The sequence below is a fragment of the Curtobacterium sp. PhB25 genome, assembly GCF_004365375.1.
GTDB lineage: Bacteria > Actinomycetota > Actinomycetes > Actinomycetales > Microbacteriaceae > Curtobacterium.
In genome coordinates this window covers 365588-392418 of record NZ_SODR01000001.1, presented here as the reverse complement: position 1 = coordinate 392418, position 26831 = coordinate 365588, and the positions used below count along the sequence as shown (strand labels likewise).

Here is a 26831-nt window from a genome sequence, read left to right as displayed (position 1 = left end):
CGGGACGACCACGCCGACAGCGAACAGTGCGTGGATAGGGTTGGAGCATGGTCCGACCGACGCTCTCCACCGACTCCTCCGCCCCCTCCTCGATCTCCGCCGACGTCCTCGTGGTCGGCGTCCGACCCGGTGCCGACGGTGCCCCCGCGACGATCGCCCAGCCGGCCACGACGCCGTTCTCGGCGCTCGACGACCTCGACCTCGCGGCGATCGGCGCGACGGGCGCCAAGGACCAGCTCGTGCGCATCCCGGCCGTCGGCGTCGACGCCGCGAGCATCGCGCTCATCGGGCTCGGCACCGGGACCGACGCCGCCGCGTACCGCTCGGCCGCCGGCAGCGCCGTCCGCCAGCTGCCGCACGCCGCGTCGATCGCCCTCGCGCTGCCGACCGACACCGACGCACTCGTCGAGGCCGCACTCGAAGGTGCTGCACTCGGCGCCTACGCCTTCACGCGGCACAAGGGGGCCGGCACGACCGGGCCGACGCGTGGCGACCAGCGCGTGACGGTCCTCGCGCCGTCCGCCGCGACGGACGCCGCCGTCCGTCCGGCGATCGTGGCCGACGCCGCCTCGCTGGTCCGCGACCTCGTGAACACCGCCGCCGGCGACCTGGGACCACAGGACGTCGCCGACGTGGCGACCGGGCTCGCCTCGGACCTCCCGCTCACCGTCGAGGTCCTCGACGAGCAGGCGCTCGAGGAGCAGGGCTTCGGCGGCATCCTCGGCGTCGGCCGCGGTTCGGCGCGTCCCCCGCGCCTGGTCGTCGTCCGCTACGCACCGGAGTCCGCCACGAAGCACCTCGCCCTCGTCGGCAAGGGCATCACGTTCGACTCGGGCGGGCTCTCGCTCAAGCCGGCGGCGTCGATGCTCGGCATGAAGACCGACATGACCGGCGCCGCCACGGTGCTCGCCGCGACCGTCGCCGCCGCACGCCTGGGCCTCGACGTGCGCGTCACCGCCTGGCTCGCACTCGCCGAGAACATGCCGTCGGGCACGGCGACCCGCCCGGGTGACGTCCTCACCCTCAAGAACGGCAAGACCGTCGAGGTCACGAACACCGACGCCGAGGGCCGCCTGGTGCTCGGCGACGGCATGGCCGCCGCCTCGCTCGAGACGCCCGACGCGATCGTCGACGTCGCCACCCTGACCGGCGCGCAGGTCGTCGCGCTCGGCGACCGCACCACCGGCCTGATGGGCAGCGACGACCTCGTCGCGAAGCTCCGTGCCGTGGCCGAGGGTGTGTCGGAGCCGATCTGGCCGATGCCCCTGCCCGAGGAACTCGACGCCCGGCTCGCCAGCGACGTCGCCGACATGGTCAACGCCACGGTCGGCAACCCGGCCGGCGGCATGCTGCTCGCTGGCAAGTTCCTGGAGCGCTTCGTCGGCGAGGACATCCCGTGGGCGCACCTCGACATCGCCGGCCCGTCCGAGCACAAGGGCGGCGGCTACGGGTGGCTCGGCAAGGGCGCGACGGGTGTGATGGTCCGGACGCTCATCGCGCTCGCAGAAGACCTCCAGTCCGAGTAGTAGGTTTGGTACCGGTGGGACGGGGCATCGACGCGCCTCCCACCGGTACTGCACGGGACGGGACCGGAACCACGCGGTCCGACCGTCGGACGCCGCCCCCGCGGTGTCCACGTAGGGCCCGATCGGCCCGACACGCACGAGGGAGTTGCACCAGGTGACGGAACAGACTTACGACGTCGTGGTCCTCGGTGGCGGGAGCGGTGGCTACGCCGCTGCGCTCCGGGCCGCCGAACTCGGCATGAGCGTCGCGCTCATCGAGGGCGACAAGCTCGGAGGGACGTGCCTGCACCGTGGCTGCATCCCCACCAAGGCGCTGCTGCACGCGGCCGAGGTCGCCGACGCGACGCGTGACGCCGAGAAGTACGGCGTGATCGCGGAGTTCGCCGGTGTCGAGGTCCCGAAGGTCATCGAGTACCAGCAGGGCGTCATCACCTCGAAGTACAAGGGCCTGCAGGGCCTCATCAAGGCCCGCGGCATCACCGTCGTCGAGGGCTGGGGTCGACTGACCTCGCAGAACACCGTGCAGGTCGGCGACCAGAACATCGTCGGCAAGAACGTCGTGCTCGCGACCGGCTCCTACTCGAAGTCCCTGCCCGGGCTCGAGATCGGCGGCCGCGTCATCACCTCCGAGACCGCACTGCGCATGGACTACGTGCCGAACAAGGTCGTCATCCTGGGCGGCGGCGTCATCGGCGTCGAGTTCGCCAGCGTCTGGAAGTCCTTCGGCGCCGAGGTCACGATCGTCGAGGCGCTCCCCCACCTCGTCCCCGCTGAAGACGAGTCGATGTCGAAGCAGCTCGAGCGCGCCTTCCGCAAGCGCGGCATCGAGTTCTCGCTCGGTGTCCGGTTCCAGGGCGTCGAGCAGCACGAGAACGGCGTCGTCGTGACGCTCGAGGACGGCAAGACCTTCGACGGCGACGTCCTGCTGGTCGCCGTCGGTCGTGGCCCGGTCACGCAGAACGTCGGCTTCGACGAGGTCGGCGTCGCCATGGACCGCGGCTTCGTCACCACGAACGAACGCCTCGCCACCAACCTGCCGAACGTCTACGCGGTCGGCGACATCGTCCCCGGCCTGCAGCTCGCACACCGCGGCTTCCAGCAGGGCATCTTCGTCGCCGAGGAGATCGCCGGCCTGAACCCGGTGATCATCGAGGACAAGAACATCCCGAAGATCACGTACTCCGACCCCGAGGTCGCCTCCGTCGGCCTGTCGCAGGCCAAGGCCGAGGCCGAGTACGGCGCCGACAAGGTGGACTCGTACGAGTACAACCTGGCCGGCAACGGCAAGAGCCACATCATCGGCACGTCCGGTTCGGTCAAGGTCGTCCGCGTCGTCGACGGCCCCGTCGTCGGCGTGAGCATGATCGGCGCCCGCGTCGGCGAGCTCATCGGTGAAGCCCAGCTCGCCGTGAACTGGGAGGCGTACCCGGAGGACATCGCTCCGCTCGTGCACGCGCACCCGACGCAGAACGAGGCCCTGGGCGAGGCGTTCATGCACCTCGCGGGCAAGCCGCTGCACGCGCTGTGACCCGCACGAGTCCGCGCCCTGTGACAATGACATCCACAACAACTGCAACCCCCCGCGAAGAGGAGTCCACCCGATGAGCGAATCCGTCAGCCTCCCGGCGCTCGGCGAGAGCGTCACCGAGGGCACGGTGACCCGATGGCTGAAGAACGTCGGTGACCGGGTCGAGGTCGACGAGCCGCTGCTCGAGGTCTCGACCGACAAGGTCGACACCGAGATCCCGTCGCCCGTCGCCGGCGTCATCGAGGAGATCCTCGTGCAGGAGGACGAGACCGTCGAGGTCGGCACCGCGCTGGTGAAGATCGGCGACGGCTCGTCCGACTCCGGTTCCTCCGACTCCGGTTCGTCCGACGAGTCCTCGAACGAAGCCGCTGCCGAGGCAGAGGCCCCCGAGGCCGAGCCGAGCACCGAGCAGGAGTCCGAGACCCCCGCTCCGGAGCCCACCGAGCCCGAGCCGGCCCCCGCCGGACAGACGCAGCCCGCGGCCCCGCAGGCCCCGTCCGCACCGCCCGCAGCCGCTCCGGTCCCGCAGGCCGCTCCGGTCCCGCCGCCCGCCGCAGCACCCCCGGCCGCCGTCCCGGCGCCGGCAGCTGCTGCACCCGCACCGGCCGCGCCGAGCGCGACCACCGCCGCCGCCGTGCCGAACCCGACGCAGGACGGCGCAGCTTCCGGCTACGTCACGCCGCTCGTCCGCAAGCTCGCGAACGAGCAGGGCGTCGACCTGTCCACCGTCACCGGTTCCGGTGTCGGCGGGCGCATCCGCAAGGAGGACGTGCTCGCGGCCGTCGCGAAGGCCCCGGCCGCCGGTGGTGCAGCTGCACCCGCCGCCGCGTCCGGTCCGTTCGTCGCCGAGGTCTCGCCGCTGCGCGGCACCCGCGAGAAGATGACCCGCCTGCGCAAGGTCGTGGCCGAGCGCGCCGTGCAGTCGATGACCTCGACCGCACAGCTCACGAGCGTCGTCGAGGTGGACGTCACGAAGGTGGCGCAGTTCCGCGACGCCCACAAGGCGGAGTTCCTCGAGAAGACCGGTTCGAAGCTCTCGTTCATGCCGTTCTTCGCATTGGCGGCGTCCGAGGCGCTCAAGGCCCACCCGAAGATCAACTCGTCCGTGGAGGGCGACGAGATCGTCTACCCGGAGTCCGAGAACGTCTCCATCGCGGTGGACACCGAGCGCGGCCTGCTGACCCCGGTCATCAAGGACGCAGCCTCGCTCGACCTGGCGCAGTTCTCGAAGTCCATCGCGGACCTGGCGGAGCGCACCCGGAACAACCAGCTCAAGCCCGACGAGCTCGCCGGCGGGACGTTCACGCTGACGAACACCGGTTCGCGTGGCGCGTTGTTCGACACCCCCGTGGTGTTCCTGCCGCAGTCGGCGATCCTCGGCACCGGCATCGTCACGAAGCGTCCCGCGGTCGTGAAGGTCGACGGCCAGGAAGCGATCGCGATCCGTTCGTTCGTGTACCTCGCGCTGTCGTACGACCACCGGATCATCGACGGTGCGGACGCCTCGCGCTACCTGGTCGCGGTCAAGAACCGCCTGGAAGCGGGCAACTTCGCCCCCAACCTCGGGTACTGACCCCAGCACCCCAGCACCACGGCCGACGGCCCCGGTTCCCCCTCGTGGGGAGCCGGGGCCGTTCCCGTTCCCGCTCCGGTTCGTCGGCGTCCGGGGGCGTCCGGGGTGTCCGGGCGCGTCAGCCACCACCCGCACCGGTCCCGGTGTCCGTTCCGGCACCGAGCACGGACACCGCGGCGACGACCGTACCGATCGCGACGACGACACCGACCACGGCGCGGCGGAGCGGCAACCGCCGACCAGCACCGAGCGGGATGCCGCGCTCGACGACCTCGCGCAGTCGAGCCGCCGGGCCCGTCGTGTCGAGCGGCGGGTCCGCCTCGACGAACACCAGGTCGGCTGGCGGTGGGGCCCATCGGAACGGCCGCGGAGGCGCCGCACCCCGGACCGCGTCGAGCGCCGCGCACACGGTGCTGCGGTCGCCGTCGAGCGCCGCGAGGAGCGCAGCGTCCACCTCGTCGCGACTCGGATCGCGCGGGTCGACACGGTCCCAGACGACCCGGGCAGCGAGTACGAGGACCCGTGCAGCATCGTCACCGGGCAGCTCCGTGCCGTCGCGGACGGCTCCAGCCGGGCGATCGCACAGCACCACGGCGCCCGCGTCGTCCACCAGGACGTCGTCGATCCCGGCGACGCCGAGCCGCACCGCGCCGTCCACGGCCGCGACGAGGAGCTCGAGCAGCGGGACGCAGAGGGTGACCGCGACCCCGGTCGTCGGCGTGCCGAGGCGGTCCAGTGCCACCGGGAGCGGCGTGCCGCGTGGGCGGTCGAGCAGGGTCACGAGTCCGCCGGCCCCGGTCCTGCCCACCGCCTCGACGGGCACCAGATGCCGGTGTCCGGTGGCGCACCGGTCCGCGATCCAGGCCGCCACGGCAGCGTCGTCGGCCGGCGCGACCCAACAGTCGCTGCGGGCGTCGTCGATGCTCTGGTCGGTGCTCGTGTCCATGGTGACGAGCGTGACGGAGGCGAGCCGGGCCTCCTGTCCGTCCTGCCCGGTCTGTGGACAACGCGTGTTCGCGCACAGCCGGACCGACTGCGGTCTCCCCCGGACCGCGGAGGCCGTATCCTGTCAGCATGGCACGCAGCACTTCCACAGACACGAAGGCGAAGGAGCCGGGGCGTCTCAAGCAGATGTTCCAGGTCTTCCAGATGACCCGACGGGCCGACCCGTCGTCCGTCTGGTGGTTCGCCCTCGCATTCGTCGGCCCCGTCGTCCTCGGCATCGTGCTGGCGCTGGTGCTCCCGGGCCAGAACTGGCTCGCGATGATCCTGTGGATCGTCGCCGGTGTCCTGATGGGCGTGCTGCTCTTCCTCATCGTCCTCGGCCGGCTGGCCGAGCGGGCGGCGTACTCGCAGATCGAGGGCCAGCCCGGCGCCGTCGGTGCGGTGCTCTCCAACTCGCTGCGTCGGCAGTGGCGCTCCAGCGAGATGCCCGTCGCCGTGCACGGTCGCTCGCAGTCCGCGGTCTACCGCGCGGTGGGGCGTCCCGGCGTCGTCCTGATCACCGAGGGCCAGCGCGGCAACCTGAAGCGTCAGGTCGACGAAGAGCGTCGCAAAGTGCAGCGCATCGTCCCGAACGTCGCGGTCCACGTGGTCAGCGTCGGTGACGGCGACGACACCCTCACGCTGCACAAGCTCCCCCGTGCCATGAACAAGTTCAAGAAGTCGCTCAACCGCAACGAGGTCCTGGCCGTCGCGAACCGCCTCGACTCGCTCACGCAGAGCCCCGCCGCGGCGATCCCGAAGGGCATGGACCCGATGCGTGCCCGTGCCGGACGGCCGCGCTGACCCGTCCACGAACCACCACGCAGAACGCCCCCGACCGTGCCAGGTCGGGGGCGTTCTGCGTGCGTGCGTTGCGGTCGCTGGTGGCGGCGGGTGGTGCGAGGTTGTTCACTCGGTGCGAGGACGGAACGACGCACGGAGTGATCAACCTCGCACCGTGCGTGCGACCGGTGGCGCGGGGCGCCGGTCAGCGGCGGACGAGCACCGTGCCGGCGATGCGGTCGTGCGCGCCGCGGCTGTCCCGGTCGATGATGAGCGCCGGCACCACCAGGCAGAGCAGGACGGTCCGGACGACCGGACGCCACACCCCCACGTAGCCCCCGCGCATCGGCACGACGCGCAGCCCGACGCAGATGTGCCCGAACGACCCGGACAGCAGGCAGATGAAGAGCACCTGGAGCGCGGCGAAGATCGCCAGCTGCACCCACGAGTGCGCGATGTCGCCGGAACCGTTCACCGGCGACCAGACCCCGGTCACGTAGGCGATGAGGTCGGCGAGGGCACCGTCGATGAGCAGGGCGACGATCCGCCGTCCGATCCGCCCGACGCTGCGGGGTCCTTCCTCCGGCAGACCGAGGTCCTTGCCCGGCCAGCCGTCGGGGTGCTCGGAGGGCGCGGACGGACTGGAGGAGCTGCGGGCCATGCCCCCAAGCGTAGGCGACCTGCCGCCCGTAACACGCCCGAAACAATTCAGTCACGTCCGGGAAACCCCGTGTCAATAGCCTCGTCGGAGGTGCCTTGATCGGTACCTCCGACATCACCCAACCCATTGGAGATCGGCCCCCATGTTCAGCGATTCCTCCGAGGTCCTGGCCTTCATCAAGGACACCGACGTCAAGTTCCTCGACATCCGATTCACGGACCTGCCGGGTGTGCAGCAGCACTTCAACATCCCCGCCTCGACCGTCGACGAGGACTTCTTCTCGGTCGGCCAGCTCTTCGACGGCTCCTCGATCCGCGGGTTCGCGTCGATCCACGAGTCCGACATGCAGCTGATCCCTGATGTGACCACCGCCTACGTGGACCAGTTCCGCGCCGAGCGCACGCTCATCATGATCTTCGACATCTACAACCCGCGGAACGGTGAGATCTACGGCCGCGACCCGCGCCAGGTGGCGAAGAAGGCCGAGAAGTACCTCGCGTCGACGGGCATCGCGGACACCGCGTTCTTCGCCCCCGAGGCCGAGTTCTACATCTTCGACGACGTCCGCTACTCCGTCACCCAGAACGAGTCGTTCTACGCGGTCGACTCCGAAGAGGGCGCCTGGAACACCGGTCGTGACGAAGAGGGCGGCAACCTCGCCAACAAGACCCCGTACAAGGGCGGCTACTTCCCCGTGTCGCCGGTCGACAAGACCGCCGACCTGCGCGACGACATCACCCTCAAGCTGATCGACGCGGGCTTCGAGCTCGAGCGCTCGCACCACGAGGTGGGCACCGGCGGCCAGCAGGAGATCAACTACAAGTTCGACACGATGGTCCACGCCGCGGACGACATCCTGAAGTTCAAGTACATCGTCAAGAACACGGCGGACCAGTGGGGCAAGGTCGCCACGTTCATGCCGAAGCCGCTCTTCGGCGACAACGGCTCGGGCATGCACACCCACCAGTCGCTCTGGTCGGACGGCAAGCCGCTCTTCTACGACGAGAACGGCTACGGCGGCCTGTCCGACCTGGCCCGTTGGTACATCGGCGGTCTGCTGAAGCACGCTCCGGCGCTGCTCGCCTTCACCAACCCGTCGATCAACTCGTACCACCGCCTGGTCAAGGGCTTCGAGGCTCCGGTCAACCTGGTCTACTCGGCCGGTAACCGTTCGGCTGCGATCCGCATCCCGATCACGGGCACCAACCCGAAGGCCAAGCGCATCGAGTTCCGCGCGCCGGACGCCTCGGGCAACCCGTACCTCGCCTTCGCCGCGCAGCTGATGGCGGGCCTCGACGGCATCCAGAACCGCATCGAGCCGCACGAGCCCGTCGACAAGGACCTCTACGAGCTCCCGCCCGAGGAAGCAAAGGGCATCCCGCAGGTCCCCGGCTCCCTCGACGAGGCGCTCGACTTCCTCGAGGCGGACCACGAGTTCCTCACGAAGGGCAACGTCTTCACCGAGGACCTCATCCAGACCTGGATCGACTACAAGCGCGAGAACGAGATCCTCCCGCTGGCCCAGCGCCCGCACCCGTTCGAGTACGAGCTGTACTTCGGCGTCTGATCCTCGCTGACACACGAAGGCCCCGCACCGTCAGGTGCGGGGCCTTCGTGTGTGTCGCGACAGCGACAGTGTGCCGCGAACCATCCGCAGGAATGTGTCGCTTTGGCGGGGGGGGGGTACGGACGCGACCGCCTGGAGGCCCGGTGCCGGTCCGGCGGACGGGCACCGGGCCTCCCGGCTGGTCGCGACGCACGTTCCTTCCCATCGCACCCGGACTGGGAAGCCGAATCGGGCGTACCTGGTCGAAAGTTCCGACCAGGTACGCCCGTTTCGACCACCTGTGCTCGATCCGACCCGGCACCGCGCACACGGGAACGGGGCCCGTGCCGCCCGGCACGGACCCCGCTTCGCGAACGGTGACTAGCGAGCCGTGGCCAACGAGTCGTTCGTCCCCGCTGCGACGCTCACGGGTGCACCCGTGACCGGCGTGGGCCGCCCCAGGGAACGGACGGTCCACCCCGCTTTGACCCAGTCGTGGACCGGGAGGCAGTTGCGCGCATCGATCACGACGCGGCGACCGACGAGGTCACCGAGGGCGACCGGGTCGGCGGTGATGATCTCGTCCCACTCGGTGAGCACCAGGACGACGTCGGCGCCCTCGATCGCGTCCGCCATCGACGCGGCGTAGCTCAGCGTCGGGAACGAGCGCTTCGCCGGCTCCATCGCCTCGGGGTCCCAGAGGGTGACCTGGGCGCCGCGCAGGTGGAGTGCAGCGGCCACGTTGAGCGCCGGGGAGTCCCGCACGTCGTCGGTCAGGGGCTTGAACGCAGCGCCGATCACGGCCACGCGACGGTTCAGCACCGATCCCCCGGCCGAGTCGATCGCCATGTCGATGACCCGCTGACGCTGGCCCATGTTGATCTCGTCGACCTGCTGCATGAGGCCGACGACCTGGCCCGCGCCGATCTCGTTCGCGCGGTACATGAGCGCTCGGATGTCCTTCGGCAGGCACCCGCCGCCGAACCCGAGGCCGGCGTTCAGGAACTTCCGGCCGATGCGGGCGTCGTGCCCGAGGGCGTCGGCGAGCGTCGACACGTCGGCGCCGGTGATCGCGCACATCTCGGAGATCGCGTTGATGAACGAGATCTTCGTGGCGAGGAACGCGTTGGCGCTCACCTTGACGAGCTCCGCGGTGGCGAGGTCGGTGGTGATGACCGGTGTGCCCTCGCTGATCGGCGCGGCGTAGACCTCGCGGATGACGGCGTCCGCGGCCTCGGACGCGCCGCCCCAGACCAGGCGGTCCGGGTGCAGGGTGTCCTCGACGGCCTTGCCCTCGCGGAGGAACTCCGGGTTCCAGATGAGCTCGGCCTCGATCCCCGAGGGCGTGAACTCGCGGACGATGCCGCGCAGTCGCGCCGCGGTGCCGACCGGGACCGTCGACTTGCCGACGATGAGTCCCGGGTGGGTGAGGTTCTCGGCGACGCCGCGGGTGGCGCTCTCGACGTACGCCAGGTTGGCGGCGTGCGAGCCCGCCTTCTGCGGGGTGCCGACGCAGACGAAGTGGACGTCCGCGGCGGCGACGGCCGAAGCGATGTCGGCGGTGAACCGGAGCTTGCCGCTCGCGACGTGCTTCGTGATGAGCTCCGGCAGGCCGGGTTCGAAGAACGGGACCTCGCCAGCGGACAACGCGGCGAGCTTCGCCGGGTCGACGTCCACGCCGATGGTCTCGAAGCCCATCTCGGCCATGGCGGCCGCGTGGGTGGCACCGAGGTAGCCGGTGCCGATGACGCTGATGACGGGTGCGGGACGGGTGTCGGCCTGGTCGGGCGACTTCTTGGACGCGGTCATGGCGTGACCTCCTGCAGGTCGTAGTCGATGTCGTTGCGCTTGATGCCCTCGGCGAAGGCCGCCAGGGAGTCGGCTCGCGAGTTGAGCCGCCAGTCGTTCGTGGTGCGTTTGCCGTCGACGATCGTGGTCGCGGTCTCGCTGAAGTACGCGAAGCCGATGATGTCCGAGTTGGCGGGGTCGGCCAGGGCGTCGAAGAGCGAGTTGATCCACTGGGTCTTCTGGGGGTTCGAGACGCTGCCCCCAGTCTCGGTGGCCCCGATCTCGTTGAGCACGATGCCCTTGCCCGGCGCGACCTGCCGGATCTGCGCGAGCGTCGCACCGAAGGTGTTCTCGAAGGTCGGCTGCTCGGTGGCGTCACGGTAGTAGCCGCTCATGCCGACCCAGTCGACGTACTCGGCGCCCGGGTAGTAGTTCTGCATGTACTCGAGCGTCTGGTACTTCGCGTTGCCGAGCTTGTCGATGCGCGACGGCGACCAGTCCCAGATGGCGTACTGGTTCGCACCGTTGGCCTGGAAGACGTTCCAGACGTGCTGCCACATCGCGGTGTACGAGCCGGCGGCGTTCTGCTGCTTCGCCGATTCGGACCAGTTGTACCACTGGCCGTTCATCTCGTGGTCGAACCGGATGACGAGCGGCTGGCCGTTCGCCGCCAGGGACTTGGCGTACTGCGTCAGGTAGGCGTCGAACTTGCCGGAGATGACGTCCTCGTTGGTGTAGCCCTCGACGTACGGCTCGTCGTTGCCCGTCTTCGCGGGCACCGACTCCCACGTCATCATCGGCAGTCGACCGTTCGCCCACGAGCGCTGGACCGCGTTCTGGTTGAAGTCCTGGTCGAAGCCCTGGAAGAAGCCGACCATGTTCGTCGCCTTCCCCACCTCTTGCGAGACCTGGTCGTACTCGGACCAGTTGAACGGGGACTGCGCCGTGTACAGGCCGTACCAGCGGGACTGCTGCCCGAGGATGTCCGCCTTGGTCGGGACCGCCACGGGCGTGGTGCCCGGGTCGGTCGACGGGCCGGGGTTCGGGTTCGTGACCCCACCGGAGCCACCACCCGAGCCGCCGGAGCCGCCACTCGAACCCGACCCACCGGCCGAGCTGCCGCCGGAACCGGAGCCGGAACCCGACCCGGACCCGTTGTCCGAGACAGCGGACCCGCCGGTCCCGGAACCCGAGCCGGAGCCCGAGGTGCCGACCCCGTTCGCACCGGAACCCGACGCGTTGACGGAGGACGAGCCTCCCGAGCCCTTCGCGGAACCGAGCTGGGACTGGAGCGACGCGACCTGCGCCTTGAGCTCCGTGATCTGGTCGCCACGCGACCCGGCCTGGGCGGTGCGGGAGTCGAGCTTGCCCTCGAGCGCCCAGATGCGGTCCTGGGCAGCGTCGAGCTGCGTCTGCAGTTCGGCGGCGGACACCTTCTTGGCCTTCGGGGCGGTGACCCCGAGGGCCTGGTGCACGGCGGTGGAGACGGGGCCGGCCGGGGAGACCCAGACCGACCAGGTGATGAGGGCGAGGGCGAGGACGATGGCGGTCGTGCCGACGGCCGTCCAGCGGGCGTGCTTGCTCGACTGCGCCCACCAGGTACTGGAGGAGCGGATGATGTCAGACAATGAGGAAGGCCTCCAGGACGAAGATCGCGATGCCGATGCAGTACGGGATCGCGGCGTACGGGTTGTACCGGCGGGCCTTCACGGGGGCGGTCCGTGGGGCTGCGGGCTGCACTGCTGCTGCGGCAGCGGCCTCGCGCCGGGTCGCGAGCACGGTCGTGGTGGAGTTGGTGGTGGCGTCGGCCCCGAAGAGCTCGTCGAACGCGCGGTCCACGGCCACCTGGTCGCTCCCGAGCGGCACGCGTCCGTCGACGGCCCGGGCACGGTCCGCGGCGTCGATCGGGCTGACCGGGGTCTGGGTGCCGAAGGACGACGGCTGCGCGGCGTCGGACGGGTCCTCCTGCATCGGACCGCCGGCGTAGGCACCGGCGCGGGTCCCCCAGCCGGACGCGTGCGCCAGGCGGAAGAAGCCGATGAGCCGGATCGGCATGAGGAAGAACGTCGACACGATGATGAACATCGGCAGGCGGAAGAAGTCACTCGGCTTCTCGGCCAGGTGGCGCATCTGCCGGATGGCCATGCTGAGCACCGACGAGACGACCATCAGGGCGGCGACGTAGACGAAGCCCGTCGAGAAGCCGTACTGCGACAGGATGCCCTGGTACAGGTTCTCGCCCTGCCCGGTGAAGGCCCGGTAGATCCAGCCGGCGATCACACCGAAGAGCATGAACGGCAGGATGATGTCGGTGATGAAGAACGCCGCGAGCACCGGGGCGTGGCCGAGCATCCACGGAAGCATGCGCAACGTGTTGTACTGCGAGCCACGGGCCCAGCGGAGCTGCTGCTTGAACAGCTTCTTCACCTGCAGCGGAGCGTCCGTGTAGACCAGCGAGGTGTACTGGTAGACGGTCCGGTACCCCTCCTTGAGCGTGAGGTTCGTGAGTGTGCGGTCGTCGGAGACCTCGAGGAACACACCCATGAACTTCTCGTGCATGAACTTGTCCATGACGCGCATCAGGATGCTCCGCCGGAAGGCGATCGTGCGCCCGGGCAGGCAGCCGATCTGCCCGAGGACGCTCTGCGCGGGCATCGAGTAGAGCGCCCGCGAGTTCTCGAGCCAGTCGGCCCAGCGGGTGATCCAGCTGCGCTCGGGTTCGAGGATGCGCTGCCGGGTCGTGACACCGCCGACGGACTCGTCGGCGAACGGCTTGAGGAGTTCCTCGAGCGCGCCGGGGGTCCAGACGGTGTCCGAGTCGACGAGCACCGTGATGTCGCCGTTGGACATCTCGGTACCGACCTTGACGGCGTTGCGCTTGCCCGGGATGGGCGTGTGCGTCCAGCGGACGAGCGGGGCGAACTCGTCGCAGACGGCTTCGAGCGCCTCGTTGCGGGCGCCGTTGATGACGACGATGATCTCGCCGGGTCGCTGCTCGACCATGCGACCGATGACGTCGCGGAACAGGTCGAGCGGTTCGTCCACGACGGGGACGACGACGCTGGTGGTACCGACGAAGGTGCCGGTGAACGGGCGGTAGCGGGCGGAGATGACGACCTTGACCAACCAGAGCAACCAGATCACCGCGGAGTACACGGCGAACAGGTAGAACTCGGGGTGGCCTTCGACCATCTGCCTGATCTGCAGAATGAAGGTGAACACTGATCCCTGCTTCAACGTTCGAGGTGGAGATTCCGCGACGTTGGGGAATCAGGGTCGGTTCGGGTGACCCCATTGACGCAGAAACCTGAACCCCAGCGCAACGCGACCCCCGTCCGGGGGCGTTTCGAGCGCGTTACGGGGTACACACTTGTCCCCATCTCGACCGGGACCTGTGGTCCCCCCTCGTGCTGACAGCACTCCTGCGGACCGCGTTCACCCTGCCACTCACCCTGGTGGGCGGCGATCGCTACCGGGAGGCGCGGATCACCACCTCGGGAAACCCCTGTTCAAGACATGGTCGCCGGGCGAGTCGGCGCCCCCCTCTGGCACGTCTGCCGGCGGCCCGGCGCGTGGTGGTCACGACGAAGTAACGACGGGCCCGTCTGTCCGGATCGGGGTACAGTCCGAAACGAACGGGGGACGGTGCGCGACACGGGGAATTAACCTGCGACGACTCGTCACCTTCGCGTCCGGGGAGCACGCCCGGGCGTGTCGGTGCCGCGTCAGGCGCCGTAGAACTCGCGCTCGAACACCTGCCGCGCACGTCGGGTGACGCCGAGGTAGTCCTCTTCGAGCTCGCTCGCCGAGCCGGGCGGGTACTCCATCAGCCGCGCGACGCCCTCGAGCTGGACTCGGTCGACGGGCAGGACGTCGGTGGTCTTCCCCGACCAGAGCACCAGCGCACTGCGCGTCCGCGAGGCGAAACGCCAGGCAGCCCCGAGCCGCTCGCCGTCGTCGGCACTGACGAACCCGGCGGCCACGGCGCCGTCGAGCGCCTCGAGCGTCGAGGTCGTGCGGAGCGCGGGGAACTCGAGGGCGTGCTGCAGCTGCAGGAGCTGGACGAACCACTCGACGTCGCTGAGCGATCCGCGCCCGAGCTTCAGGTGACGAGCCGGATCGGCCCCGCGTGGCAGCCGCTCGGACTCGACGCGGGCCTTGATGCGGCGGACCTCGCGCACCTCGTTCTCGTCGATCCGCTCCGGGTAGCGCGTGCGGTCGGCCAGGTGCTCGAAGTCCCGGAGCAGCTGGGCATCCCCCACGGCGCCACGGGCACGGAGCAGCGCCTGCGCCTCCCACGTCAGCGACCACCGGGCGTAGTAGGCGCCGTAGGACTCGAGCGTGCGCGCCACCGGGCCGTTCTTCCCCTCGGGGCGCAGGTCGATGTCGAGGTCGAGCGGGTGGACGGTGTCCTCGGTGAGCCGGTTCAGCTCGCGCACGATGGTCTGTGCCGTCCGGGAGGCCACCTCGGTCGCCAGGTCCGGCGCGCGGTACACGTAGAGCACGTCGGCGTCGGAGCCGAAGCCGAGCTCACGCCCGCCGTAGCGGCCCATCGCGATGATCCCGAACTCGAAGTCCGCGGGGGCGTCCCGTCGGGCGAGCGCGAGGGCCCCGGCGAGCGTCGCCTCGGTCACGTCGCTGAGTGCAGCACCCAGGGCGTCCACGTCGAGGTGGCCGAGCACCGCGGCCATGCCGAGGCGGAGGGTCTCGCGGCGGCGCGCCGAGCGCAGCAGACTGGCCGCACCGTCGACGTCGTTGCCGTGCCGCGCGGTCGTCGCGGTCATCTCGGCGAGCAAGGAGTCCATCGGGCGTGCACGCAGGAGCGACTCGGGCTCGTCGAGCCAGGCGACGGCCTCCGGGAACCGTTCGAGGAGACCGGACAGGAACGCCGATTCCGACAGCACGGTGGTCAGCGAGTGCGCAGCCCCGGACGAGTCGCGGAGCATCCGGAGGAACCAGCTGGACTCCCCCAGGGTGTCGCTGAGCCGTCGGAACGCCAACAGTGCCCGGTCCGGCGCCGGCCCCTCGGCCATCCACCGCAGGAGCACCGGCAGCAGGTTGCGCTGGATCGCCGCACGTCGGCTGGTGCCCTGGGTGAGCGCCCGGATGTGCCGCAGCGCACCCGGCGGGTCGACGAACCCGACGCCTGCGAGCCGGTCGACGACCTGGTCGTCGGTCAGCACGATCTCACCCTCGGTCGTGGCGACGGCGGACAGCAGCGGACGGTAGAACAGCCGCTCGTGCAGGCCGCGGACCTCGAGCTTGACCGCGCGCCACCGGGTCTCGAGGGCTGCGGCCGAGGTGGCCAGACCGCTCGACCGGGCGAGGACGCGGAGTTCTTCCTCGTCGGTCGGCATCAGGTGCGTCCGCTGCAGTCGGCGGAGCTGGATGCGGTGCTCGAGGACCCGGAGCAGCGCGTAGTCCGGACCGAAGTGGGCGGCCTCGGCGCGTCCGACGTACCCGGCGGCGGTCAGGGCGTCCATCGCCTCAAGGGTGGAACGGACGCGCACGGACTCGTCGTCACGACCGTGCACGAGCTGCAGGAGCTGCACGGTGAACTCGACGTCGCGCAGGCCGCCCGGACCGAGCTTGAGCTGCCGGTCGACCTCGCCGTCGGGGATGTGGTCGGTGACGCGCTCGCGCATCCGCTGCACCGACTCGACGAACCCGGGGCGCGCCGACGAGCTCCAGACGAACGGTGCGACGGCCTCGGCGTAGCGCGCGCCGAGGTCGGCCGAGCCGGCGATCGGCCGGGCCTTGAGGAGCGCCTGGAACTCCCACGACTTCGCCCAGCGCTCGTAGTACGCGACGTGCGAGTCGAGCGTGCGGACGAGGGCGCCGTCCTTGCCCTCCGGTCGCAGGTTCGCGTCGACCTCCCACAGACCGGGTTCGGCGGCCAGGTCGGTGATCGCGTGGGTCGCGGCGATCGCGATCCGCGTCGAGATGCGGACGGCACGGTCGGTGCCGATGTCGTCGGTGGCCTCGGTGACGAAGATGACGTCGACGTCGCTGACGTAGTTGAGCTCGCGTGCGCCGGCCTTGCCCATCGCGATCACCGCGAGCGGGGTGGCGGCGACGTCGGCGGCCGGGAACGGCACCTCGCGCCGGGCGACGTCGACCGCGGCGTCGAGCGCTGCGCCGGCGAGGTCGGCCAGTCCGGCAGCGACGGCCGGGAACGCCTCGGTCGGCGACGAGTGCAGCACGTCGTACAGGGCGATCTGCGCGAGGTGCCTGCGGTACCGCACCCGCAGGCACATCCGTGCGTCCTCGCCGGTGGCGCCGTCGATCGCCTCGAGCAGGGACGCCGTGTACCGCTCCTGCGACCAGGGTGCGACGACGGGCTCGAGCAGCAGTGCGAGTTCGGCAGGACGACGGTGCAGGAACTCGCCGAGTCCGACCGAGGCGCCGAGCAGGCGGATCAGCCGCTCCGTCGCCGCCTCGTCCGTCAGGACGGGGCGGAGCTCGTCCGGAGCACGCTCGAGCAGCCGTTCCAGCAGCCGCAGCGCGCCGTCAGGATCCGCGGTGATGCCCCACAGCGCCGGGGTGCCGCTCACCGGCAGCGGCACGACGGAGCCGAACCGCGCCTCCAGGTCGGCGATCCGCTCCAGGCTCTCCGACAGCTCGGCGAAGCCCAGGCGGGCCAACTCGGAACGCGACGACGTCGTCCGACCGGTCATGTGGTGCGCTCGCTCAGAGGGCGCCGAGGTTTGTGTCGAGCTCGAACGGCGTGACCTGGTCGCGGTAGCGCTTCCACTCCTGGCGCTTGTTGAGGAGCACGAAGTTGAACACGTGCTCGCCCAGCGTCTCGGCGACGAGCTCGGAGTCCTCCATCAGGCTGAGGGCGTGGTCGAGGCTCGACGGCAGCTGGCTGTACCCGAGGGCACGACGCTCGGCGTCGGTGAGGCTCCAGACGTCGTGCTCGGCCTCGGCCGGCAGCTCGTACTCTTCCTCGATGCCCTTGAGCCCCGCAGCGAGCAGCAGCGAGTACGCCAGGTACGGGTTCGCCGCCGAGTCGATGCCGCGGTACTCGATGCGCGAGGACTGCCCCTTGTTGGGCTTGTACAGCGGCACGCGCACGAGCGCCGAACGGTTGTTGTGGCCCCACGTCACGAAGGACGGGGCCTCGTCGCCACCCCAGAGGCGCTTGTACGAGTTCACGAACTGGTTCGTGACCGCGGTGATCTCCGGTGCGTGCTTGAGCACACCGGCGATGAAGTGCTTGGCGGTCCGGGACAGCTGGTACTCGCCGCCGGCCTCGTAGAACGCGTTCTGGTCGCCCTCGAAGAGCGAGACGTGCGTGTGCATGCCCGAACCCGGCTGGCCGGAGATCGGCTTCGGCATGAAGGTCGCGTAGACGCCCTGCTCGATCGCGACCTCTTTCACGACCGTGCGGAAGGTCATGATGTTGTCCGCCATCGTCAGTGCATCGGCGTAGCGGAGGTCGATCTCGTTCTGGCCCGGGCCGGCCTCGTGGTGGCTGAACTCCACCGAGATGCCGAGGTCCTCGAGCATCCGGACGGAACGGCGACGGAAGTCGTGCGCGCTGCCGCCGGGGACGTTGTCGAAGTAGCCGGCCTGGTCGACGGGCTGCGGCCCGCCGTCCTTCCACTCGCGGCTCTTGAGCAGGTAGAACTCGATCTCGGGGTGCGTGTAGAACGTGAAGCCACGCTCGCTCGCGCGGGCCAACGTGCGCTTCAGCACGTTGCGCGGGTCGGCGACGGCGGGCTGGCCGTCCGGCGTCGTGATGTCGCAGAACATCCGCGCGGTCGGGTCGACCTCGCCGCGCCACGGCAGGATCTGGAACGTCGAGGGGTCCGGGTGCGCGAGCACGTCGGCCTCGTACGAGCGGGACAGGCCCTCGATCGCGGAGCCGTCGAACCCGATGCCCTCGGCGAAGGCGCCCTCGACCTCGGCCGGGGCGATCGCCACCGACTTCAGCGTCCCGATGACGTCCGTGAACCAGAGTCGGATGAACTTGATGCCGCGCTCCTCGATGGTGCGGAGCACGAAGTCCGTCTGCTTGTCCATGCACGACCTTTCCGTGTATCGGGTGGCCGCGGGCGGGCCTCGTCCCAGGCTAGTGGTCCCGCGGCGTGCGCGGGGCCGTGCGACGCGTCAGTGGTCCGTCACCGTGCCGTCACCGGTGCGTCACTGGTCGTCGGCGTCCCACTTCTCGTTGTTCGCCGCGATCCGGTCGAGCGCGTGCTGCGCTTCCTCGCGCGTGTCGAACGGGCCGATGCGGTCGCGCTGCGGGGACTGCGGACCCTGCTCGACCTGGCCGGTCTTGTCGTTGAACCACCACTGGGACTCGATGCGTTCGTCGCTCATGTCGCCCACCGTACCCAGGTGACGGCCTGGAGGCCCGGTGCCGGCCCGGCGGACCGGCGCCGGGCCTCCAGACGGTCACGCCCACCCCGTCGGGCCGCACCGTGGGGCGGTTGCGCTCGGCGCGTCGCGCCGCGGCTAGAGTGGTCGGCATGCCCCGGGACGAACACGGACACCTGACCGCCGGCCGCGTCTCCCCGCTCCGGACCGTCCCGAAGGACATCGAACGCCCGGAGTACGTCGGCAAGGTCGAACCGCACGAGCACGGCCTCGGTGACACGTACTCCCCCGACGAGGTCGAGCGCATCCGCACCGCCGGCCGCATCGCGTCCCAGGCCATCGACGCCGTCGGCGCGGCGATCCGTCCCGGCGTGACCACCGACGAACTCGACCGCATCGGCCACGATTTCGTCGTCGCACACGGCGCCTACCCGTCGACGCTCGGGTACCGCGGGTACCCGAAGTCACTGTGCTCGAGCCTCAACGAGGTCATCTGCCACGGCATCCCGGACGACACCGTCCTGCAGGAGGGCGACCTCGTCAACATCGACATCACCGCCTACAAGGACGGGATGCACGGCGACACGAACCGCACGTTCATCGTCGGGCAGGCGTCGCAGGAGGTGTCGGACCTGGTGACGCGGACCGAAGAGGCGCTCCGACGCGGCATCAAGGCCGTCGCCCCCGGCCGGCAGGTGAACGTCATCGGCCGCGCCATCGAGGCGTACGCGAAGCGCTTCGGCTACGGAGTCGTCCGCGACTACACCGGCCACGGCGTCGGTCGTGCCTTCCACTCCGGCCTGATCATCCCGCACTACGACGCGCCGCAGTACGACGACGTCATCGAGCAGGGCATGGTGTTCACCATCGAGCCCATGTTGACCCTCGGCGGGATCGAGGCCGACATCTGGTCCGACGACTGGACGGTCTCGACGCGCGACAAGTCGTGGACCGCACAGTTCGAGCACACCCTCGTCGTCACCGAACGCGGCGCGGAGCTCCTCACCGTCTCCTGACCGGACACCCCTTCCTGACCGGGCACTCCGGCAGGCAACCGAAAGGCACGACAACCTCATGACCTCCCTCGCAGTCGGCGTCGACATCGGTGGTACGGGCATCAAGGGCGCGATCGTCGACGTCGCGTCCGGTGAACTGACCACGGACCGCATCAAGAAGGCCACCCCGGAAGGCGGGAAGCCCCACGACATCACCGCCGTCGTCGCCTCGATCCTCGACGAACTCGCACCCGCGGCCGACGTCCCCGTCGGCGTGTGCTTCCCCGCGATCGTGCGGGACGGCAAGACCATGTCGGCCGCGAACGTCTCGAAGAAGTGGATCGGCTTCGAGGCCGAAGCGCTGTTCGAGAAGGAGCTCGGCCGCGCGATCCACTTCGTCAACGACGCCGACGCCGCCGGGTTCGCCGAGCAGCAGTTCGGCGCGGCGAAGGGCAAGGACGGCCTGGTGATCGTCACGACGCTGGGCACCGGGATCGGCAGCGCGCTCATCAACGACGGCGTGCTCATCGTGAACTCGGAGCTCGGACACCTGGAGATCGACGGGCACGACGCCGAGTCGCGCGCGTCCTTCGCTGCCAAGGAGCGCGACGACCTGTCGTGGAAGCACTGGGCGAAGCGCCTGCAGACCTACTACTCGACGCTCGAGGCCCTGCTCTCCCCCGAGCTCTTCGTCGTCGGTGGCGGCGTGTCGAAGCAGTACGAGGAGTTCCTGCCGCTGCTCGACCTGCAGGCGGAGATCATCCCCGCGACGCTGCGCAACAACGCCGGCATCATCGGCGCCGCGACCCTGGCTGCCCGGAGCGCCTGACCCGGCGGTCGGACGGTCGGACGGTCGGACCTGCACTGGCCTGCACCGTGCGGCGCGGGAGGTGTTCGGTGCGGTTCGACGCGCCCGGCCGCTGGCGCCGAGGTTCCACGACTCGCCGTCTGCGGTGCGCCGAGGTTCGACGGAGCCCCCTCGTGCGCGCCGACATGCCGAGATTTCGGAACCTCGGGGCACGGGAACGGACACGGGCGCGGGTGGGGGCGGGCAGGGACGCGGGGCCGGTAGACTCGGACCTGCGAATGGGTCGGTGAGACGGTCGCGTCACTCCCCCGGGAGTGCCGAGGAACGTCCGGGCTCCACAGAGCAGGGCGGTGGGTAACACCCACCCGGAGCAATCCGCGAGACAGTGCCACAGAAAGCAGACCGCCGGCGGCAACGTCGGTAAGGGTGAAACGGTGGTGTAAGAGACCACCAGGGGTCCGGGTGACCGGATCCGCTCGGTAAACCTCGCCCGGAGCAAGGTCAGACAGAGGACGCTGAGGCTGCTCGCCGAGTCCTCGGGTAGACCGCTGGAGGCCGACGGCAACGTCGGTCCGAGAGAGATGGCCGTCACCGCCGTGCAAGCGGCGGGACAGAACCCGGCGTACGGCCGGCCCATTCGCCCCACTTGCAGCGCTCGCGATCCCGTGCGAGGTTGACCACTCCGTGCGCCGCAACAACGCCGCACCGAGCGTGCAAGCTCGCACCAGGCGAGAGACCCCGCACCGTGCACCGCCACACCCCGAGCCCGCGCCTGCGCCGACAGACCGGCACGGTGCGACGTTCGCGAACCCGTGCGAGGTTAACCACTCCGTGCGCCGCAACAAGCTCGCACCGAGCGTGCAAGCTCGCACCAGGCGACAGACGGGGGGCGCGGTGCCAGCTGGCACCGCGCCTGCCGTCGGCAGCGTGCGAGCGCCTACAGACCGGACTCGGCCGTGCGCACCAGGATCGCGTCGCTGTCCGGGCACAGCACCACGTCGTCCGGCGCGGCCCGGCGGATGTCCTGCAGGTCCGAGTTGTTCAGCGCCACGCCCGACGCCGTCGACACCCCACCCTGCAGCAGCGACGCCCCGAAGCCGTAGCGAGCACGCTGCCGGTCGTAGAGCGCGAGCAGCTCGGCCGGCACCTTCGCGGCGACGTCGGCCCGGGCCTGCTCGGCAGAGGCACGGTCAGACGAGAGCCGCGCGATCTCGGCGTCACGCTCGGCGACCAAGCCGGAGCGGGCGGCTTCGACGTCGGCGAGCTGCGCCTCGATGTCGCCGACCCGGGCGCGGAGCCCGTCGAGGTTCTCCATGACCTCGAGCTCGGCGGTCTCGAGGCCACCGATGCGGCGCTGCAGCGACTCGAGCTCGTTCTGCAGGCCGGTCGCGTCCTTCGAGTTCGACACGTTCTGCAGCATCGTGGTGTCGCGTTCGACGCGGGCCTGCGCGGTGGCGGTGTCGGACTCGAGGCGGGCGAGTTCGCGTTCGGCGTCCTCGACCAGGCCGGTCGCGGCGACGAGTTCGCTGCGCAGTCCGGCGGCCTTGGTGCCGAGTCCGGTGAGCTGGTCGCCCTTCTGCAGCGACGTGATGCGGTGCGCGATGCGGGTGACGTCGTTGTCGAGTCGTTGGACGTCGAGGAGGATGACCTGGTCCTCGGGTGCTGCCTTCATGGTCAGACTCCTTCAGTGGGGGTGGTGGGTTCGGCCGCCGGCAGGACGGCGAAGTCCCACGGGTCGGTGCGGAGGTCGCTCACGGTGACCCGGACGCCTGCGGCCTGGCGCAGTTGCGCGGCCGCGACGTCGAGCCAGAGCCACTCGGTGGCCCAGTGCGAGGTGTCGATGAGGGCGGGACCGCCGCCGAGCAGTGCCTGCTCGCGGAACTCGGACGCCGGGTGGTGGCGGAGGTCGCTCGTGATGTACACGTCGGCAGCGAGGACGGCCGGGTGGCCGAGCAACGAGTCCCCCGCGCCGGCGCACAGTGCCACGGTGCGGACGGGCTGGTCGAAGTCGCCGGACACCCGGACCCCGGTCGCGGTCGGTGGCAGCAGGTCGACGAGCTTCCGTGCCAGGGCGCCGAGGGTCGTGCCCTCGGCGAGGACCCCGACGCGGCCGATGCCCGTCGCGGGGTCGGCTCCGGCGTCGAGCGGTCGCTGGTCGGTCAGGCCGATCCGGTCGGCGAGCACGGCCGAGGTCCCCGTGGTGACGACGTCGGCGTTGGTGTGGGCCGCGATCAGGGCGCTGCCACCGCGCACGAGGGTCGCGAGGACGCTGCCCTTGTACGTCGACTCGGCGATCGTCGTGACGCCGCGCAGCAGCAACGGGTGGTGCGTGAGGAGGAGCCCGGCACCGAGCTCGACCGCTTCACGTGCGGTCGCGGGGACGGCGTCGACGGCCAGGTGGACGTGCTCGACGGTGGCGTCCGGGTCCCCGGCGACCAGCCCGACGGCGTCCCACGACTCGGCTCCTGCGGCGGGCCACAGGTCTTCGATCACGGCCTGGAGTTCGCGGAGCGTCGGCATCCGGTCAGTCTACCGAGGCGACCGCGTCGGCACCGGCAGCCGGTCCGCGCGGGGTGATCCGGGCCTCCCGGTCAGCGGCGACCGAGCGCACGGAGCAGGCCGGCGACGAGTCGCGACCACCAGCCGGGCCGGGCCGGCTCGTCGGTACCGGTTTCGGTGTCGGTGTCGACTCTCGCCGGTGCGGCCGTCGCGACGACGGGCACGGCGATCACGTTCGGCAACACGACGGGCGTGCTCGCGGTCGTGCCCTGGTGAGCGGTGAGAGCGGCCGCGAACGCGGCACGGTCGATGACCGTCGGCCCGGTGGCGGGCTGGACGAGCGGCGTGGGTCGCGTGTTCGCGGACACCGGCGACACGGCCGGGAGGCCCAGCACCGGTCGCACGGGCTCGTCGCGTTCCGGGGCGACCAGCGCCACGGCCGGGGTCGCCGTGACGACGTCGGCTGCCGGTGCGGCTGCTGCCGCCGGTGCGGGGCGGACCACGGCCACCGCGGGAGCGGGGGCGACGCCGGTCACGACGGCGACCGGAGCGGTCGCGGCACGGCGGGCGGCTGCACGGTCGCGACGGTCCGACTCGGCGGCGGCGTCCTCGAGCAGGTCCGCGAAGACGGTCTGGGCGAAGGCGCGGGCTGCGGTGACCTCCGGGTCGTCCGCGCCGTCGACGGTGGCCTCCCAGGCGGCGAGGCGGGCGAGGTCCTCGTCGCGGCGACGGACCTCGTCCTCGAGCAGGACGATCCGCTCGATGGTGCTGCGACCGGTGGACGACGAGACCTGGATCGCGAGGTCCTCGATGCGCAGGGCGAGGCGCTCCGGCGGTTCGGGGAACGACGGTGCGCAGACGGCGGCGTGCCGGGCGCGGTCGCGGCGGAACGCGGGAGCTGCGGGCGCGGTGCTGGCTTCAGGCGCGGTGCTGGCTTCGGGCGCTGCGACTGCTGCAGCCGCGGTGCTGGCGTCCGGCGTCTGGACAGCGGTGGCGTCCGGCGTCTGGACAGCGGTGGCGTCGGCCACGGCGCCGGGGCGCTGCACAGGGCCGGTGACGGGCGGGACCACGAGGTCCGCCACGTACGGCGTGCGCGTCGCCGGGGCGTCGCGGAGCCACTCCTCGACCTCGCGACCGAACGGGTCGACGAGGGGGGTGCGTGCACCGGACTGGGTCTCCATGTCCGAAGAATAAATATCGCGCGCGCCGAAACTCGGGACATCCGCGGTGTGTCGCAGCAATCCCTGCCATATCGCCCCGAACGTGAACGGCGTGTCGCCCGTCGCCCCGGGGGGTTGGGTCAGAGCGTCTGCTCGAACGCGCCGAGGAGCTCCCGACCGGCGGGCCAGGCGCCGACACCGCTGGCGACGTTGACGTGGCCGAGCGGGCCGACCCGGAGTACCGCGGCCCCCATCGTCTCCGCGAACGCCAGAGCACGGTCGGCAGTGCAGTACGGGTCGTCGTCGCTCACCACCAGGCGGGTCGGAACGCGGGCCGCTGCGGTGCCGGCCGGGATCGGGCGGGGCACGGCGAACCCGGAGGCGGCCGCGGGGAAGCCCGGTGCCGAGGGGTCCGGCGGCGCGACGAGGAAGGCGCCGGCGACGGCGGGACCGGCGGCGCCCGCGGCGTCTACGGCGTCTGCGGCGGCGGCGTCTGCGGCGTCTGCGGCGGCGGGGGCTGCGGCGGCGAGCCAGTCGGCGACGGCGAGCACGCCCAGGCTGTGCGCGACGAGCACCGGCGATTCGGCGCACGACGCGACCGCGCGGGAAATGGCGTCTCGCCAGTCCCCCGGGTCCGGCTCACCCCAGGACGCCGGTGCGATGCGGACGGCGTCGTCGCCGCGCTCCCGCTGCCACTGGGACTGCCAGTGCTCCGCGTCGGAGTTCCAGATCCCGGGCACGATCACCCACGGTCGAGGTCTGCTCACCCGGGCAGCGTAGCGAACCCCGGACGGACCTAGCGCTGCAGGGTGTCGCGCGGGTACTCGGAGAAGCGCGCTGCGTACGCCGCCGAGAACCGACCGAGGTGCGCGAAGCCCCACCGCATCGCCACGCTCGCCACGGTCAGGTCGCCCGTCGACGCACGGCGGAGCTCCTCGCGCACCCGGTCGAGACGGATCCCGCGGAGCATCGCGTTCGGGGCCGTGCCGACCTGCCGCTGGAACGCCTGCTGCAGGCCGCGGACGCTCAGCCCGACGTGCTCGGCGACGTCGGTGGTCGAGATCGGCGTGTGCGCGAAGGCGTGCATGTACTCGACGGCCTCGCGGACACGGCCCGTGGCGCCCTGCGGCAGGGGGACGTCCGGGGCCAGCAGCTTGTGCGGGAAGGTCCGGAGCAGGGACTGGGCGGTGTCCCGTGCGACCTCGGCCAGGGCGAGCGAACTGACCGACGCCCGACCGAGCACGACCGCCGCGGCACGCTGGACCTGCACGTTCCAGCCCCGCAGGTCGGCCGTGCGCGGCGTCGCCGTGTGGTCGAAGACAAGTGGGCCCGGCTGCGCACCGTGGACCTCGGCCGCGACGCGCTCCAGGGCGGTGCGGTCGAACTGCACCAGGCTCTGCCGGACGTCCTTCAGGTCGAAGGCGAAGGGACGGCCGGTCGGGAACATCATCGGGGTGGCGGGCGTGAACGCGACCTCTTGCCGGCCGATGTCGACGCGCCCGCCGCCGTCCGTGATCCACATGACGACGTACTCGTCGCGGACGTCCAGCTCACCCTGCATCCGCGCGTCGAACCGGGTCGACCGGAACGACATCACGTCGTCGCCGACGACGCGGAAACGGTACGCGAACGGACGCTCCGTGCGGGTCGCGGTGAAGCCCACACTGGCGTAGGCGTCCTCGTACATGTGCACGGCAGCGTCGAGATCGGCCCCCGACGTCTCGAAGCTGATCCTGGGATCCGGTTCGGCTGTCATCGCGCGAATCGTGACACGGCGGCCAGGAACCCCGGGAATCCCCCGCGGCACCTTGCGGATTGTGGCCCACGGAGTGCGCGAGACGGACGAAGCGACGGGTCGCGTGGTGGCGGTCAGTGACGGGCGCGCAGGACCGTCCACCGGTTCTCGTCGGCGACCCGCTCGTACCGCAGGTCGTCCACGACCATCCGGACCAGGGCGAGTCCGCGACCGCTCTCGGCGAGTCCGTCGGGCAACTCGGCCGACTCGGTGTCCACGGTGGCGGCAACGCCGTCATCGGAGAGCAGTGCGGCGAACCGGTCCGCTCCGATCTCGAGGCGCAGACGGCAGGAGACGCCCTCCGGGCGTGTCCCGTGCTCGATCACGTTCGAGGTGAGTTCGACGATCGCGAGCTCGAGGGCCATCCGGTCCTCGACGGAGACCGAGGGTTCGTGCTGCCACACGCCCGCCAGGAACTCGTGCACGGCGGACACGTCGTCCGGCGGGCACGACAACGCGAGCGTGTGCTCGGCGGCCGAGGCGGTCATCACCAGTCGGTGACCGCAGCGTCCCCGTCGGGGTACGTGCGGAGGATCTTGTCGATGTTGGAGAGCTGCAGGACCATCTGCACCTGCTCGGACGGCGCTGCGATGCGGAGGTCGCCGCCCGCCTGCCGCGCGGTCTTCAGGCTGCCGACCAGCGCGCCGAGCCCGGACGAGTCCATGAACTCGACACCGGAGAGCTCGACCACGACGCGGGCACGTCCGTTGTCGACGACCTTCGCGACCGCCTCGCGGAACTCGGGGGCGGACACCATGTTGAGGCGCCCGCTGCACTCGAGTACCGCGGTGTCGGGCTGCGCTTCGTGTACGACGATGTCCATGCCGGGTGGTCTCCTCTGATCGGTGCGCCTTGCAACC

Annotated in this window: 22 protein-coding genes and 1 other RNA gene; 8 read left to right on the top strand and 15 right to left on the bottom strand. The window is 70.8% G+C overall.

Features of this window, described 5'->3' with window-relative positions:
• The first annotated feature begins 47 nt into the window (after positions 1–47).
• The 3 genes from EDF51_RS01790 to sucB all read left to right on the top strand — a co-directional run bounded on the left by EDF51_RS01790 (position 48) and on the right by sucB (position 4627).
• Positions 48–1526 (top strand): leucyl aminopeptidase, encoded by a 1479-nt coding sequence (locus EDF51_RS01790; protein ID WP_131846138.1) that lies wholly within the window; start codon positions 48–50, stop codon positions 1524–1526.
• Between the two features lie 154 nt (positions 1527–1680).
• Positions 1681–3054 (top strand): dihydrolipoyl dehydrogenase, encoded by a 1374-nt coding sequence (gene lpdA / locus EDF51_RS01785; protein WP_123292677.1) that lies wholly within the window; start codon positions 1681–1683, stop codon positions 3052–3054.
• Positions 3055–3127: 73 nt separating this feature from the next.
• Complete coding sequence (gene sucB, locus EDF51_RS01780; RefSeq protein ID WP_134193684.1) at positions 3128–4627, top strand: 2-oxoglutarate dehydrogenase, E2 component, dihydrolipoamide succinyltransferase; 1500 nt, start codon at positions 3128–3130, stop codon at positions 4625–4627.
• Positions 4628–4745: 118 nt separating this feature from the next.
• On the opposite strand, the gene EDF51_RS19755 is transcribed toward sucB, so the two are convergent.
• Positions 4746–5573, bottom strand: a complete 828-nt coding sequence (locus tag EDF51_RS19755; protein WP_166673477.1) for a hypothetical protein — start codon at positions 5571–5573, stop codon at positions 4746–4748.
• Between the two features lie 128 nt (positions 5574–5701).
• On the opposite strand from EDF51_RS19755, the gene EDF51_RS01765 reads away from it, so the two are divergent.
• A complete protein-coding gene (locus EDF51_RS01765) occupies positions 5702–6415 on the top strand; it encodes a DUF4191 domain-containing protein (RefSeq protein WP_111087017.1) in 714 nt (237 codons plus the stop codon).
• A 184-nt stretch (positions 6416–6599) separates the two neighbouring features.
• On the opposite strand, the gene EDF51_RS01760 is transcribed toward EDF51_RS01765, so the two are convergent.
• Positions 6600–7055 (bottom strand): RDD family protein, encoded by a 456-nt coding sequence (locus tag EDF51_RS01760; RefSeq protein WP_123292673.1) that lies wholly within the window; start codon positions 7053–7055, stop codon positions 6600–6602.
• A gap of 142 nt (positions 7056–7197) precedes the next feature.
• Here EDF51_RS01760 and glnA (EDF51_RS01755) point away from each other — a divergent pair, with 142 nt between their 5' ends.
• Positions 7198–8622 (top strand): type I glutamate--ammonia ligase, encoded by a 1425-nt coding sequence (glnA, locus tag EDF51_RS01755; RefSeq protein WP_111087015.1) that lies wholly within the window; start codon positions 7198–7200, stop codon positions 8620–8622.
• A gap of 360 nt (positions 8623–8982) precedes the next feature.
• On the opposite strand, the gene EDF51_RS01750 is transcribed toward glnA (EDF51_RS01755), so the two are convergent.
• The 6 genes from EDF51_RS01750 to EDF51_RS01725 all read right to left on the bottom strand — a co-directional run bounded on the left by EDF51_RS01750 (position 8983) and on the right by EDF51_RS01725 (position 18717).
• Positions 8983–10410: a UDP-glucose/GDP-mannose dehydrogenase family protein gene (locus tag EDF51_RS01750; RefSeq protein ID WP_134193678.1), complete on the bottom strand. Its 1428-nt coding sequence runs from the start codon at positions 10408–10410 to the stop codon at positions 8983–8985.
• Positions 10407–12017: a glycosyl hydrolase gene (locus EDF51_RS01745; RefSeq protein ID WP_134193676.1), complete on the bottom strand. Its 1611-nt coding sequence runs from the start codon at positions 12015–12017 to the stop codon at positions 10407–10409. The genes EDF51_RS01750 and EDF51_RS01745 overlap by 4 nt, the downstream gene beginning before the upstream one ends.
• Complete coding sequence (locus tag EDF51_RS01740) at positions 12010–13611, bottom strand: glycosyltransferase family 2 protein (RefSeq protein WP_134193674.1); 1602 nt, start codon at positions 13609–13611, stop codon at positions 12010–12012. Before EDF51_RS01740 ends, EDF51_RS01745 begins: the two co-directional genes overlap by 8 nt.
• Positions 13612–14114: 503 nt before the next feature.
• On the bottom strand, positions 14115–17066 hold the full coding sequence (locus EDF51_RS01735; RefSeq protein ID WP_134193672.1) for a bifunctional [glutamine synthetase] adenylyltransferase/[glutamine synthetase]-adenylyl-L-tyrosine phosphorylase: 2952 nt from the start codon (positions 17064–17066) through the stop codon (positions 14115–14117).
• 13 nt (positions 17067–17079) lie between these two features.
• The gene (gene glnA, locus EDF51_RS01730) at positions 17080–18417 is read right to left on the bottom strand and encodes a type I glutamate--ammonia ligase (protein WP_111087010.1); all 1338 of its coding nucleotides are present in this window, start codon (positions 18415–18417) and stop codon (positions 17080–17082) included.
• A 120-nt stretch (positions 18418–18537) separates the two neighbouring features.
• Positions 18538–18717, bottom strand: a complete 180-nt coding sequence (locus EDF51_RS01725; protein ID WP_111087009.1) for an SPOR domain-containing protein — start codon at positions 18715–18717, stop codon at positions 18538–18540.
• A 149-nt stretch (positions 18718–18866) separates the two neighbouring features.
• Here EDF51_RS01725 and map point away from each other — a divergent pair, with 149 nt between their 5' ends.
• The 3 genes from map to rnpB all read left to right on the top strand — a co-directional run bounded on the left by map (position 18867) and on the right by rnpB (position 21157).
• Positions 18867–19730, top strand: coding sequence for a type I methionyl aminopeptidase (map, locus tag EDF51_RS01720; RefSeq protein WP_123292854.1), 864 nt, complete (start codon positions 18867–18869; stop codon positions 19728–19730).
• Positions 19731–19788: 58 nt separating this feature from the next.
• Positions 19789–20538 (top strand): polyphosphate--glucose phosphotransferase, encoded by a 750-nt coding sequence (ppgK, locus tag EDF51_RS01715; protein WP_111087008.1) that lies wholly within the window; start codon positions 19789–19791, stop codon positions 20536–20538.
• 258 nt (positions 20539–20796) lie between these two features.
• Positions 20797–21157, top strand: an RNA gene (gene rnpB, locus EDF51_RS01710) — RNase P RNA component class A.
• A 297-nt stretch (positions 21158–21454) separates the two neighbouring features.
• Here the strand turns inward: rnpB and EDF51_RS01705 are convergent.
• The 7 genes from EDF51_RS01705 to EDF51_RS01675 form a co-directional block, all read right to left on the bottom strand.
• Positions 21455–22189: a hypothetical protein gene (locus tag EDF51_RS01705; RefSeq protein ID WP_123340505.1), complete on the bottom strand. Its 735-nt coding sequence runs from the start codon at positions 22187–22189 to the stop codon at positions 21455–21457.
• A gap of 2 nt (positions 22190–22191) precedes the next feature.
• The gene (locus tag EDF51_RS01700; RefSeq protein ID WP_131920338.1) at positions 22192–23037 is read right to left on the bottom strand and encodes a Nif3-like dinuclear metal center hexameric protein; all 846 of its coding nucleotides are present in this window, start codon (positions 23035–23037) and stop codon (positions 22192–22194) included.
• Between the two features lie 71 nt (positions 23038–23108).
• Positions 23109–24197 carry a hypothetical protein gene (locus tag EDF51_RS01695; protein WP_134193670.1) on the bottom strand — a complete coding sequence of 363 codons (1089 nt, stop codon included), beginning with the start codon at positions 24195–24197 and terminating at the stop codon, positions 23109–23111.
• Between the two features lie 119 nt (positions 24198–24316).
• Positions 24317–24943: an alpha/beta hydrolase gene (locus EDF51_RS01690; protein WP_134193668.1), complete on the bottom strand. Its 627-nt coding sequence runs from the start codon at positions 24941–24943 to the stop codon at positions 24317–24319.
• 29 nt (positions 24944–24972) lie between these two features.
• A complete protein-coding gene (locus tag EDF51_RS01685; RefSeq protein ID WP_123938190.1) occupies positions 24973–25932 on the bottom strand; it encodes an AraC family transcriptional regulator in 960 nt (319 codons plus the stop codon).
• 113 nt (positions 25933–26045) lie between these two features.
• Positions 26046–26459: an ATP-binding protein gene (locus EDF51_RS01680; protein WP_131846151.1), complete on the bottom strand. Its 414-nt coding sequence runs from the start codon at positions 26457–26459 to the stop codon at positions 26046–26048.
• Positions 26459–26794, bottom strand: coding sequence for an STAS domain-containing protein (locus EDF51_RS01675; protein WP_123292661.1), 336 nt, complete (start codon positions 26792–26794; stop codon positions 26459–26461). The genes EDF51_RS01680 and EDF51_RS01675 overlap by 1 nt, the downstream gene beginning before the upstream one ends.
• Positions 26795–26831: the final 37 nt, after the last annotated feature.